12 protein-coding genes are annotated in these 13,543 nt (G+C 36.0%); all 12 read left to right on the top strand.

Going from position 1 to position 13,543, the window contains the following annotated elements:
- The first annotated feature begins 2 nt into the window (after positions 1–2).
- The 12 genes from ruvB (at position 3) to recJ (ending at position 13,490) form a co-directional block, all read left to right on the top strand.
- Positions 3–1,019, top strand: a complete 1,017-nt coding sequence (gene ruvB / locus FR7_RS12680) for a Holliday junction branch migration DNA helicase RuvB (RefSeq protein ID WP_007933975.1) — start codon at positions 3–5, stop codon at positions 1,017–1,019.
- An 18-nt stretch (positions 1,020–1,037) separates the two neighbouring features.
- Positions 1,038–2,384 (top strand): SpoIID/LytB domain-containing protein, encoded by a 1,347-nt coding sequence (locus FR7_RS12675; RefSeq protein WP_007933976.1) that lies wholly within the window; start codon positions 1,038–1,040, stop codon positions 2,382–2,384.
- Positions 2,385–2,389: 5 nt separating this feature from the next.
- The gene (gene queA, locus FR7_RS12670) at positions 2,390–3,409 is read left to right on the top strand and encodes a tRNA preQ1(34) S-adenosylmethionine ribosyltransferase-isomerase QueA (RefSeq protein ID WP_007933977.1); all 1,020 of its coding nucleotides are present in this window, start codon (positions 2,390–2,392) and stop codon (positions 3,407–3,409) included.
- A gap of 114 nt (positions 3,410–3,523) precedes the next feature.
- The gene (gene tgt, locus FR7_RS12665) at positions 3,524–4,633 is read left to right on the top strand and encodes a tRNA guanosine(34) transglycosylase Tgt (RefSeq protein ID WP_007933978.1); all 1,110 of its coding nucleotides are present in this window, start codon (positions 3,524–3,526) and stop codon (positions 4,631–4,633) included.
- Positions 4,634–4,697: 64 nt separating this feature from the next.
- On the top strand, positions 4,698–4,994 hold the full coding sequence (gene yajC / locus FR7_RS12660) for a preprotein translocase subunit YajC (protein WP_007933979.1): 297 nt from the start codon (positions 4,698–4,700) through the stop codon (positions 4,992–4,994).
- 49 nt (positions 4,995–5,043) lie between these two features.
- Positions 5,044–5,637: a 5-formyltetrahydrofolate cyclo-ligase gene (locus FR7_RS12655; protein ID WP_007933981.1), complete on the top strand. Its 594-nt coding sequence runs from the start codon at positions 5,044–5,046 to the stop codon at positions 5,635–5,637.
- A 396-nt stretch (positions 5,638–6,033) separates the two neighbouring features.
- On the top strand, positions 6,034–6,699 hold the full coding sequence (locus tag FR7_RS12650) for an HD domain-containing protein (RefSeq protein WP_007933982.1): 666 nt from the start codon (positions 6,034–6,036) through the stop codon (positions 6,697–6,699).
- Positions 6,700–6,844: 145 nt separating this feature from the next.
- Positions 6,845–8,050, top strand: coding sequence for a protein translocase subunit SecD (secD, locus tag FR7_RS12645; protein WP_007933983.1), 1,206 nt, complete (start codon positions 6,845–6,847; stop codon positions 8,048–8,050).
- Between the two features lie 13 nt (positions 8,051–8,063).
- Positions 8,064–8,972: a protein translocase subunit SecF gene (secF, locus tag FR7_RS12640; RefSeq protein WP_007933984.1), complete on the top strand. Its 909-nt coding sequence runs from the start codon at positions 8,064–8,066 to the stop codon at positions 8,970–8,972.
- Between the two features lie 112 nt (positions 8,973–9,084).
- Entirely contained in the window at positions 9,085–10,101 is a 1,017-nt protein-coding gene (locus tag FR7_RS12635) for a hypothetical protein (protein WP_007933985.1), read from the top strand.
- Between the two features lie 67 nt (positions 10,102–10,168).
- Positions 10,169–10,609, top strand: a complete 441-nt coding sequence (locus FR7_RS12630) for a DUF456 family protein (RefSeq protein ID WP_007941900.1) — start codon at positions 10,169–10,171, stop codon at positions 10,607–10,609.
- A gap of 244 nt (positions 10,610–10,853) precedes the next feature.
- The gene (gene recJ, locus FR7_RS12625; RefSeq protein ID WP_007933987.1) at positions 10,854–13,490 is read left to right on the top strand and encodes a single-stranded-DNA-specific exonuclease RecJ; all 2,637 of its coding nucleotides are present in this window, start codon (positions 10,854–10,856) and stop codon (positions 13,488–13,490) included.
- Positions 13,491–13,543 lie beyond the last annotated feature (53 nt).

The following is a 13,543-nucleotide window of genomic DNA, read 5'->3' as shown; positions in this document are numbered from 1 at the left end:
TCGTGGAAGAACGAATTATCGCTGGTAATGAACAGGATGCTGATACGTGGGAATATAGTCTTAGACCACGTCGTTTAAATGAATACATAGGTCAAGATAAAGTGAAAAATAATCTTTCTATATTTGTACAGGCTGCTCTTTCCCGAGAGGAAGCATTAGATCATGTTTTATTATATGGACCGCCTGGCTTAGGAAAAACTACGTTAGCAGCTATTATAGCTAATGAGTTAGGTGTAAATTTTCGTGTAACATCTGGTCCGGCGATTGAACGGGCAGGAGATCTGGCAGCATTGCTTACAAACTTAGGGGAAAAAGATGTTTTATTTATTGATGAAATCCATCGTTTATCAAGACATGTTGAAGAAGTCTTATATTCTGCTATGGAAGACTATGCTTTAGATATTATTATTGGCAAAGGACCTAGCGCTAGATCCATTCGTTTGGATTTGGCACCTTTTACACTGATTGGCGCAACGACTCGTGCGGGAGCGTTAGCTGCTCCTTTGCGTGATCGGTTTGGCGTAATTTCAAGGCTGGAATATTATCGACCTGAAGAATTAGCTTGTATTGTGAATCGTACTGCAGAAGTACTAAATGTAGAAATTGAAACTGGTGGAGCTTATGAAATTGCAAAGCGGTCTAGAGGAACACCACGAATTGCAAATCGTTTACTAAAAAGGGTAAGAGATTATGCTCAAGTTGCTGGAAATGGAATCATTACTGACGTTACAGCTGATAAAGCATTGGCAATGTTAGAAGTTGATAAATGTGGACTTGATAAAACAGACCGTAATATGCTGTCAGCAATCATACAGAATTTTAAAGGTGGTCCAGTCGGTCTTGATACGTTAGCTGCTATTATTAGTGAGGAAAATGATACTATTGAAGATGTCTATGAACCTTTTTTGTTACAAATGGGTTTTTTGCAGCGAACTCCTCGAGGGAGAGTTGCTACACAGAAAGCATATGAGCATTTAGGCATAGTATATAAGGCAGATGAACAAGGTAATTTATTATAAGCTGAAAGGAGTGCTATTTTGAATTGCAAATTTGCTACAATTTTATTAGGATTCTTATCTTGTATGCTCTTTTTGGTAGGCACTGTGTATGCACAGGCTCCGGAAAACACTATTCGAGTTGGTATTTGGTCAAATCAGCGTAATATTCTAGTATCGGCAGATGTTGATTATAAAATAGTCAATGTTGATAAAAATCAAACATTGGGGCGGTTCTCTGCTAATGAAAAAGCGACAATTGCTTATAATGGAAATGAATTTATCTTAAATGGGAAAAAAATAGATGCTGCTAAGCTAAGTCTCTTAAAATTAAAAAATGATGATGCATATTCTATTGAGGTTAATAATAAAAAATATCGAGGTGATATTAACATTCATATTACCAATGGAAAGAGTGGAATGACAGTTGTTAATATACTATCGGTTGAAAAATATTTATATGGTGTCATCGCAAAAGAAATTTCTCCAATTTGGTCTTTGGAAGCCGTTAAGGCTCAAGCTGTAGCAGCTCGTACATATGCTTTTTATAGCAGAAATAAACATCAGAGTGATGGCTATGATGTTTGTGCTACAACGGATTGTCAAGTTTATGGCGGTCGTGAAGGAGAAGTCCTTCGGGGTATAAAGGCAGTAGATGATACTGTAGACCAAGTGATCTTGTATAAAGGCAAGCTTATTCCTGCTTATTTTCATAGCAGTTCTGGTGGTTACACAGAAAATAGTGAAAATATATGGGGGACCTATCTGCCATATTTACGCGGTGTAGTCGATTATGATCAAGGTTCACCTCATTATAATTGGGAAAAACAGCTCACACCTAATGAATTAAGAGAATTATTATCTAAAGCTGGATATAATATTGGGACTATAAAAGCAATTGGCATTTCGCCCCTTGCTGCTCAGCCGATAGATACTACTGACCGAGGCGTTTCCGGAAGAGTGAAGAATATACGCTTTATTGGCACGAATGGAACTGTTCAGTTGACTGGTGAAAAGCTGCGTACAATATTGTCTTTAAAGAGTTCCTTGTTTGATGTTCATATCATGCTGCCGGTACAAAGAAGTATTGAATTCGAAATTTCTGATGGTATAGGTAATGTGGGCAATAAGAAAGTTGAAATAAATTTGCCGTCAACAAGTGAAAAAGGATATTTTACAGATAAGGAAGATATACATCGTATTAGCGGTCGACCAAATGAAATCATTTCAATTTCAGGGTTTGGCTGGGGGCACGGCATTGGTTTATCTCAATGGGGAGCCAAGGCTATGGCAGAGAAAGGTCCTCAGGATGACCCTACATATTTTAAAGAGATATTGAAACACTATTATCAAGGTGTTGAGGTTAAAAAGTTACCTAAAGGAGTCTAGTTAGTATGTTGTTATCTGAATTTGATTATTTTTTACCAGAAGAGTTAATTGCTCAACATCCTTGTGAGCCTCGTGATCATTCTCGCTTATTAATGCTGGATAAAAATACAGGTGCTATTTCACACCACTATTTTTTTGATTTGCTACAATACCTAAATGCAGGTGATACTCTTGTTTTTAATGATACTAGAGTAATTCCAGCTAGGTTAATTGGTGCTAAGTCCGAGACCGGTGGTAAAGTAGAAGTTTTCTTATTAAATCGTAAATCAGAAAGTGATTGGGAGGCATTGGTGAAACCGGGTAAGAAGGCTAGGCCTGGTGCGATCATTGTCTTTAGTGATCGGTTGTCTTGTGAAATACTCGAATCGACGGATTTTGGCGGTCGTATTGTGCGCTTTAGGTATGAAGGTATTTTTGAAGAAATATTGGACGAGCTGGGAGAAACGCCCTTACCTCCTTATATCACAGAGCAATTAGCCGATAAAGAACGATATCAAACCGTATATGCTCGTGAACGGGGATCGGCAGCTGCGCCAACGGCAGGTTTGCATTTTACGATGGATTTAATGAAACGCATAGAAGAAAAGGGAATTCATCTGGCATTTGTGACCCTACATGTTGGTTTAGGCACTTTTCGCCCGGTGAATACCGATAATATTACCGATCATGTAATGCACCGGGAATATTATTCAGTATTGCCTGAGACGGCAGAACTGATTAATAGAACAAAGCAGGAGGGTGGTAGAATTATAGCAGTCGGTACTACAGCAATACGAACATTGGAGACAGCTACGATAAATGGCATATTGGAAGCTAAAAGCGGCTGGACTGAAATTTTTATTTATCCAGGTTATACATTTAAAATAGTTGATGCTGCTGTGACTAACTTTCATTTACCAAAGTCTACTTTGCTAATGTTAATTAGTGCCTTAGCTGGACAGCAAAATGTTTTTGCTGCGTATAAGGAAGCCGTTGAGCAAGGGTATAAATTCTTTAGTTTTGGCGATGCCATGTTAATTATATAAAATAAACTTGTTTTACCTTTGCCACGAAAGTGGCATTGTATTTTTGCGGATTTTAGTAAACTATTTTTTTGGTTAGGATAAGAATCATTTTTAATGGAATCTAGGGGGATTAAAATGTCAGTAACGTACGAATTAGTTAAAAAATGTTCAAAAACAGGAGCGCGAGCAGGACGCTTGCATACACCTCACGGCACCTTTGACACACCTATTTTTATGCCTGTTGGTACGCAAGCGACTGTAAAGGCAATGTCACCTGATGAATTAAAGGATATGGGAGCCGGAATCATTCTAAGTAATACCTATCACTTATATCTAAGACCTGGGCATGAATTAGTGGCAGAAGCGGGTGGTTTACATAAATTTATGAATTGGGATCGAGGAATCTTAACAGATAGTGGTGGATTTCAAGTCTTTAGTTTAGGGGCATTACGTAAAATTACTGAAGAAGGTGTCACTTTTCGTTCTCATATTGATGGATCCAAACATTTTTTATCTCCAGAGAAGGCCACCAAGGTGCAAATGGCATTAGGATCTGATATTATTATGGCTTTTGATGAATGCGTGCCATTTCCCGCCGAGCATGATTATGCCCGAAAATCTACGGAACGAACTACACGCTGGGCTGAGCGGTGTAGACAGACTCACACTAGAGCCGACCAAGCCTTATTTGGTATTGTACAAGGTGGTATGTACAAGGATCTAAGAACTATGAGTGCTAACGATTTGGTTTCCCTGGATTTTCCTGGCTATGCTGTTGGTGGTTTAAGTGTTGGTGAACCTAAAACGTTAATGTATGAAATGCTAGAGCATACAGTACCGTTATTACCTGAAAGAAAGCCTCGTTATTTAATGGGGGTTGGAACGCCCGACTGCTTGGTAGAAGGGGTTATGCATGGTATTGACATGTTTGATTGTGTGTTTCCTACTCGAGTAGCTCGCAATGGTACCGTTATGACCAATTGGGGACGACTTGTTGTTAAGAATGCTGAATATGCAAGGGATTTCAGGCCCCTTGATGACAAATGCAGTTGTTACGCTTGTCGGAATTTCTCAAGAGCTTACATTCGGCATTTATTTAAAACCGATGAAATCTTTGGCTTAAGACTTACAACCATTCATAATTTACACTTTTTATTAAACTTTATGAGTAAGATGCGTACAGCTATTATAGAAGAGCGTTTTCTAGATTTCAGGCAAGAGTTCTTGGCACAATATAATCGATAAAGAGGATTTAAATACTTGATGTGGAATATAATACTAGTAATATAAAAATAAGGGGGTGAATTATATGCCAGAATTATCGCAAGAGATGATGCAGACACTAGCGGCTTATGGGCCAATTGTTTTGATGGCGCTAGTTTTTTATTTTATATTGTATCGTCCTCAAAAGAAACAACAGCAACAGCGTGCAGAAATGTTAAATAACTTAAAAAAAGGTGATCGTGTAATTGCTGCAGGTGGTATGTATGGTACGATTATAGCTTTAGATGCTAAAAAAGTGACTTTAAAAGTTTCAGAAAAAGTTGAAATCGATTTTTTACGCTCGGCAATCCAATCATACCAAAATGATCCTAAGAACGGATAGAAGTTATGGCTTTTTCTGCGTTTGCTGGATAATAAGGTAAGGTAGTAATATGAAACATAATAGTCATAACAAGACTAATTTACGAACAGAATTATTATTAAGAAGACGTACACTAGATAAAGACATGATTGCTGCTCAAAGTGATAATATGGCTAAACATTTATTTGCGTGGCCATATTATCAACAAGCGAAGGTTATAATGTCGTTTTTGTCTATGTTTGATGAACCACAGATGGTAAAAATAATTGAGGGCTCTTGGTCACAGGGAAAAACGGTTTGTGTGCCACATATGAGAAAAGAATTCGGTGTGATGGATGCTGCTGTAATTGATAATTGGAATACATTAGTCAAAGGGCGTTTTAATTTGTTAGTGCCTGATCCTGAAAATCTAACGATAATGAATCCAGAGTTAATTGATTTAATAATTGTTCCAGGAGTAGGATTTGATCGTTCTGGTAATCGATTAGGAATGGGTGCTGGATACTATGACCGCTTTATTCCTCAGGCTCCTCAGGCCATATTGATTGGTGCTATATGGTCTTCACACATTATAGAAAGTATTCCGCATAAGGATTATGATATGCCTGTACATTTTTTGTTGAATGAAGATGAAATTATAAAATGTGATACAATTAATGGATAGTGTAACGATACAGTTATCAATAATGGCATTTCAGACGAGATAAGAAATATAACAGTGGCAGAAGGACCACATAGTGGTATTTCTGCCACTGTTATATTTTGTGCAGTCAGAGATTATGCTTGTTTATTTGTAAACGACGAAAAAAGGAATTTATCATATATCTAGTAAAGGGCATATCTGAAAGTGAAAAAGTGCATAATATAAAAAATGAATACCAAGTTATACCCTAAGGATCTAATACTGTAGTTTGAATAGATCAACAATATAACGCACTTTAGGGTACAGACAGAGTAAGTATGTTGTAGCATGTTATGTATGAATGGCAAACCTCGAAAGTGACTTACGTAATGAAAATGCTGTTTGATGAATGCTAGAGTATACTGGGGGGAAATTCTCATGTCAATAATAACTGTGGAAGACCTAAAGAAAGATCATGAAATATCTGTATATCTTGCTTGCAGTACAGAGTATCTTGGTCGTCTAGGCTTTACAGAGCATGGTAAGCGTCATGCATCAATCATATCCGATCGGGCTTATCATGTGTTAGAGGATTTGGGCTATGAAAAACGAGAATGTCAATTGGCAGCAGTAGCCGGATATATACATGATATTGGAAATATGATTAATCGCTACAATCATGGTGGTACAGGTGCTGTCATGGCTTATAATGTAATCTCACGATTAGGAATGCCGCCAGAAGAAATTGCTTTAGTTATTTCAGCAATTGGAAATCATGAAGAAGAAAGAGGCAATGCAATTAATCCAGTGGCCGCTGCATTAATATTGGCAGATAAGTCAGATGTACACCGCAGCAGAGTGACGAATAAGGATTTCGCTACATTTGAAATACATGATAGAGTAAATTATGCTGCTAATAGTAGTAAATTGGTAGTTGACAAACATTTGCGCAGAATTGCTTTGGAAATCGTCATTGATACTAATATTTGTCCAGTCATGGAATATTTTGAAATTTTTTTAGCTCGAATGATTATGTGTCGGAGGGCGGCAGATTTTTTAAATTGCCAATTTAGCTTAGTCATTAACAACAACCAGCTGCTATAATGATGTGCTGGCATTACGTTGACATTTTTATGACATAGCAGATATAATTAAACCTGTGGAAAAACTTGACTTTTACTAGGCTTTTAGCTAAAATGAAAAGCTTTGTAATTGTGCTTATTTAAAGAAGAGAATGGGGGAGACGTTTTTGAGAGTGGGGAATGTGGCCAAGTTTTTGAGTGTAGTTGCTGTGATTATAATAGGTTTTAGTTATTTTATTTCACCTTTAACTACTTCAATTAAGCAAGGTCTGGATTTGCAAGGCGGTACACATGTAGTATTAGAAGCTGTTGATACTCCAGAAGCAAAAGTAGATGAAGATGCTGTTCGACGGGTCGTTAAGATTATTGAAAAACGTGTAAATGAAATTGGTTTAACTGAGCCGATTATTCAACGACAAGGCGATAGGAGAATCATTGTAGAGCTGCCTGGTATTAAAGAACCAGAAAAAGCAATTGAGATGTTAGGTAAAACAGCATTGCTGGAATTTCAGGATGAAAGCGGCACTACAGTTATGACAGGTAAAGATCTAAAAGATGCTAAAGCTGAAATGGGACAAAATAAAAACAGTGTAGTTGCTCTGGAATTTTCTGATCAAGGTGGTAAGCTTTTTGCTGATTTAACTACTAAGAATGTTGGTAAACATATTAGTATTTTACTTGATAAGCAAGTACTTACGAGTCCCGTAGTAAATGAGCCGATCCCCAATGGAAAAGCCGTTATTACAGGCAGCCGTTCAATTGAAGAAGCACAGAATTTAGCTATTTTATTAAGGTCAGGTTCACTTCCAGTGAAAGTAGATGTTATGGAAATGAGAACAGTAGGACCGACACTCGGTCAAGATTCTAAGGAAAAGAGTGAGAAAGCATTTAGCATTGGTATTGCTTTAATCGTAATATTTATGCTAGGGTTTTATCGTTTGTCAGGTTTTGTTGCTACAATTGCACTTTTGGTTTATGTGTTACTTTTGGTGGGCTCTTTAAAAATGCTCCAAGCAACTATGACATTGCCAGGTATTGCTGGTATTATTTTGTCCATGGGGGTTGCTGTGGATGCAAATGTATTAATTTTTGAAAGATTTAAGGAAGAATATCGCAGTGGTAAAACATTAAGAGCTGCTCTTGATGCTGGCTTTTCAAGAGCTTTCAATACAATCTTAGATTCAAATGTGTCCATTATGATTACAGCTTCAGTATTATTTGTCCTGGGAACTGGCCCAATCAAAGGCTTTGCTATAACACTTGGACTTGGAGTAATTCTCAGTATGTTTACGGCAATTACAGTAAGTCGTTATTTACTGAGGATGTTAATGCAGGCCAATGTGACTAAAAATGGCAAATACTTTGGTGCGTAAGGGGTGATTAAAAATGAAATTTGATATTATTGGAAAACGGTATTGGTGGTTTGCATTATCTTTAATTGTCCTAATTCCTGGCTTAATCTCCATGGCATTACAGGGATTTAATTTAGGAATTGATTTTACTGGCGGAACGATTTTGGATTTGAAATTTGCTTCTTCAGTGACAGTTGCTCAAGTTCGTGAAGTTCTGGTCGATCATCGTCTAGAAAATAGTGTAATACAGTTAGTTTCAACGGATCAGGCGGAGACATCAAATAACTTATTTATTAGAACCCATGTTTTGTCTAATGATGAAAGTCAAATATTATTTACAGATATGGAGAAACGTTTAGGAGCATTTGAGGTTCTGCGTAGTGAAAAAGTGGGTGCTGTTATGGGATCTGAGCTAACCCAGCAAGCACTGCTTAATTTGGCAGTAGTGTGTGCTTTATTAATTGCTTATATCTCTTATCGTTTTGAGTATAAGATCGCAGTTTCAGCTATTTTAGCTATATTGCATGATGTAATGATTGTCTTAGGTATTTTCTCCTTATTCCACATCGAGATGGATTCATCTTTTGTTGCAGCGATTTTAACCGTCATTGGATATTCAATGAATGAGGCGATTGTTGTTTTTGATCGGATCAGAGAAAATTTAAAAACACATCGTAAGACAGAATCATTTCAAGATCTAGTTAACCGCAGCATAGGACAAACATTTACACGTACTCTTTATACTTTACTGACAGTGTTATTTGCTTGTGGATCATTACATTTCTTTGGCGGCGAGTCAACAAAGAATTTCTCACTCGCAATGTTAATCGGTTTTCTCAGTGGTGCCTATTCAGCTATTTTCAATGCCAGCCCAATTTGGGTTACTTGGAAAGAGTATGATGAACGCAAAAGAGCTGTGTTAAAAACTGGTGGTTCAAAATAGAATAGAGTCATATTTAAAGGTTATTGCCAGGAGAAGATCTTGGCAATAACCTTTTTTTATTCACCCTTGATAAAGCAATCTAATATCATATAAGCACAGAGGTGGTGAATCTATGTGGATGATATTACCAATATGCTGTTTAGCGATATTACATATTGCAGGGGATCATGTTGCTGTCATACCCGATTTGGCAAGTATATTAGGCAATAAAGAAGTATACGTTAGTACATTATATATCTTTATTATATTTGGTTTGCTATTTTCTACTATACTGGTTTGGATCGGTGTTAAGACTGGGGAAGAATTAGTCGTTGTTATGAAAGAATTATATGGATTGCAAGGTAAAAGAATATTGGCATTTGTGGTATTATCTGTATGCATTCCTGCGAGTGCGTTAACAGGTGGCTATTATGCCGCCCAAGTCCTACATATTTTGACAGGTATTTCTCCTCTTGGTGCAGGTTTCATTTGCTTACTATTATTCTCAGTATTAGCGGCTGGCTATGGTCGTTGTTTGTTAATACTATCCAATTATATTGGATTATTATTAGTTCCCTTGTTGCTCATTTTATTATTTCTTTTTGATTTTAAACTCGATATTGTTATGCCGAGATTCAGTAGTGTTAATTGGCTGCTTGTTTTAGGGTTATTAGGCTATAATGTTGGCGGAATGTGGTCTATCTTAGTTGTTGAAATGGGTGCATATTTATCACAGAAAGGTTACCTAGCCATTTGTTTGATTCTATTGGCAAAGTCTGTTGAGGGTGTATTTACCATACTGATTGCCTATCTAGTATTAGTTGCAAATATTTCTGGCCCATTGGCATTAGCAGGTATTGTTAGTCAAGTAGGCGGCGCTGCTATGGTATTTGCTTTTAACATTATTTTATTTTGTACTTTTACCAATACTATGGTTCCAGCTATGCTGGTTAATGCTAGACAAGTTAGCAGTATTATACAAATATCTTTTTTACCTGCACTAACAGTAGCAGGAATTATTATATATTTAGTAAGTTGCATGCGTTTTACAACAATATTATGGATTATGAGTTATTCGGGTTTCATAATGATAGTATTTATTATTTATACTGCTTATTTAGTACATAAATATAGGGAAAATCAGCAATAATGATAATAACTATGGTTAGGTGAGAAAGGGATTCATATTGATAGTAAAAAGTAGTATATTATTAATCATGTTTATAGGACAGTTATGTACATTAGCTCCTAATTTTTATGGGACAATCATTATTTTAGCTGCTGCTTGCATTTATGCGTCAATAGTTGGATTTAACACGTTATCTTCATGGATCATAATTGTATTAGTGTCTTTAGTAATCATTGCAGAAATTGGGATGAGGGGGCTCAGGAGTTATCTGACAAAGGGATATACTATTTCAAAAACATATAGTGTGAATACTACTGTATGTAATTTATCGGGAATTATTGTTGCGGATGCTTTATTGGGTTCCTTAATAGGTCTTACAATATGGGAATTAGTAGTGGGTAAAGCTTTAGTACCCTACTTCGAAAGTATCAGCAAAATATTAGTAAGGTTAATGATAGTGGCAGTATTACGTTTTATATGCGGGATAATCATGATTGCGATTATATGCAAATACCTACTGTATATATAAGGATATAAAGTATAAATACCTGTAGTTGAAAATTTTTTAACAAATAGATATATTAGAAAAGTGTAAAAACCTTTTTTACACTTTTTTTTTGTAAATTTTAAAAGGATTATCATACTTATATCAAGAATATTATAAAGTCGAAGGAAATTTAATACATAAGATCATTTTTAAAATTAAATTTCTTGGATTATTTGACATACTATCCTCATATTGGATCGTATGTTCTAGATAAAATGGAGGCTGTATGCCAAAAATAAAACCGTTATGGCAGGTCATGCCAAAAAATAAGAACCTAAGACAGGAATTAAGCAATACATTGGGAATATCAGATATAATTGCTCAAGTTTTAATTAATCGTGGCATAGTAGATACGGATACTGCTAATGATTTCTTATCTGGCGGAATCGAAAAGTTAGCTGATCCTTATTTGTTAAAAGACATGGAGAAAGCTGTTGCCCGTATTGCAGAGGCAATTACACATAGACAAAAGATAATTGTATATGGGGATTATGATGTTGATGGCATAACATCAACTGCACTATTATATAAAGTAATTAAGGAATTAGGCGGAGCTATTGAGTATTATATACCTGAAAGACAAAGTGAAGGCTATGGCCTAAATAGTACTGCTCTAGCAAATTTAATTCATTCAGGTACAGACCTTTTGATTACAGTTGATTGTGGTATAAATGCTGTTGAAGAAGTAAATGCAATTGCACATCAATTGGATATTATTATCACAGATCACCATCAGCCCCCTGAAGTTTTGCCCTTAGCTTATGCTATTATTAATCCCAAGCAAAAAGATTGTCTTTATCCTGAAAAGAACTTAGCTGGAGTTGGCGTAGCATTCAAATTATCTCAAGCGTTATCGCGTTACTATTATGGACATGATGATAAATTTTTAAAATATCTTGATATTGTTGCAATTGGTACAGTAGCAGATATTGTTTCTTTAACTAGTGAAAATCGAATTTTAGTAAAGCTAGGCTTAGGTGAAATAGTCCATACTGAGAATATAGGCTTAAAAGAATTAATTGAAGTCTGCAGAGTGGATCCCGATAAGATTGATGCAGGTAAAATTGGCTTTGCAATTGCTCCACGCCTTAACGCTGCTGGTCGTATTAGCAGAGCTGACTATGGTGTTGAATTGTTAATCACTGAGAATACAGAAAGAGCAAAAGAATTGGCAACTTATTTGGAATGTGAGAATATTCAGCGCCAAACAGTAGAGAAGGATATTCAAGCAGCTGCAGAAGGTGTTGTAAGTGCGCTGGATTTGAATATGGCTAGTGTATTAGTTGTTGTTGGTGAAGACTGGCACCCTGGGGTTATCGGCATTGTAGCATCACGGTTAGTTGAAAAATATTATCGTCCTGTCTTTATGATTAGTATACGGGACGGGATTGGTAAAGCTTCCTGCCGCAGTATCTCTGCCTTTGATATATATGATGCCTTGAACCAATGTTCTGATATATTGCTTCAATTTGGTGGTCATCGTCAGGCTGCTGGTTTTAGTGTTTTGCCTGAAAAGATTGAGGAATTAAAAGCTCGGTTAAATCATATTGCAGATATTAGGCTAACACCAGCTGATTATATACCTGTACTTACAATTGACTCATTACTTTCCTTAAATGAAATAAATAAAGGATTTTTAGAACAATTAGGTTGCCTTGAACCATACGGCATGGGAAATCGCAGCCCAGTCTTTGCGTGTGAGGATATAGAAGTAGAACAGGTACGAACTCTTGGACAAGAAGCTCGTCATTTAAAACTTAAAGTTAAGCAAAAGAATATTACAAATGATGTTGTTGCTTGGCAGATGGGTGAACTGGCGGAAAAAATACAGATCAAAGAAAAAATAGAAATGGCATTTTTCCCTGAAATCAATGAGTGGCAAGGACAACAAAAAATTCAATTGCGTGCTTATGATATTCGAAAAAAGGAAATAACAGAAGTTGAAAGATTATATTCATCATATGGAAAAAAGGATCAGCAATTCAGTTTGGAGGATTGTTGCGCTGATGAAAGTATGGTTCGCCTTGGCAATGATTTAGGCGAGCAGCTCCATTGGGTATTGAAAGATTCTCGAAATATTGATGATAAAATCACATATATATTAAATTTAGTAAAAACGCAAGAGAAAATCTTGATTTTCGTCAATACTCCTCAGGCAGCATTCGAACTGGCACAAGGAATACGAAAGTCTTTGTCGAAATATAAAGAACGAATCGGTTTTTATCATTCAAGATTGGATGAAACCTGGAGAAAAAAAGTTGAAGAGTGGTTTAAAGAAGATCAATTTACAGTATTATGTACGACTCTTTTAGGAAAAAAATATATTGCAATAGATGATATTCAACATATCGTGGTTTATAATGTACCTCTTAATATGCAAAGTTTAATTCAGCAATGTAATTTGACAGGGTGTAATAAGGCAAATGATATTCATTTGTTATTTAATCAAAAAGATTTGAAGGACAACCTTTCTTTATTGCAAGAACTCAGACTAGAACGTATCGTAATCGGTCAAATCTATTTGGTACTTAAGAAGCATGCAGAGACTTTTGTAACAGATCTTCAAGTTGTCGAGTTAGTACGAAGCAAGTATCAAACTGTTATTTGTGAATCATCTGTTGGGATTGCTATTAATGTACTTGAAGACTTAAAATTAGTAACTCATGAATTATCAGGGAACAAGAGAAAAATAGTGGTCTTGCCTGCTCCAGAAGAAAAGTTAGATATTGAGCAATCTAAAACGTTTCGAGAAGGCATATTACTAAAAGATGAGTTTGCAAAATTTGCAGAAAAAATAATGAATGTATCAAGTACTGATCTGCTGCAAGAAATGAAGGGTAATATGTTTAAGGCAGATTACTAAGGATATAGTGATTCACGGTTAAATGTTAATAATACAAGTTGATTATTGTATAG

The organism is Pelosinus fermentans DSM 17108 (assembly GCF_000271485.2).
Taxonomy (GTDB): Bacteria; Bacillota; Negativicutes; order DSM-13327; family DSM-13327; genus Pelosinus; species Pelosinus fermentans.
This window is presented reverse-complemented; position numbering and strand designations above follow the sequence as displayed.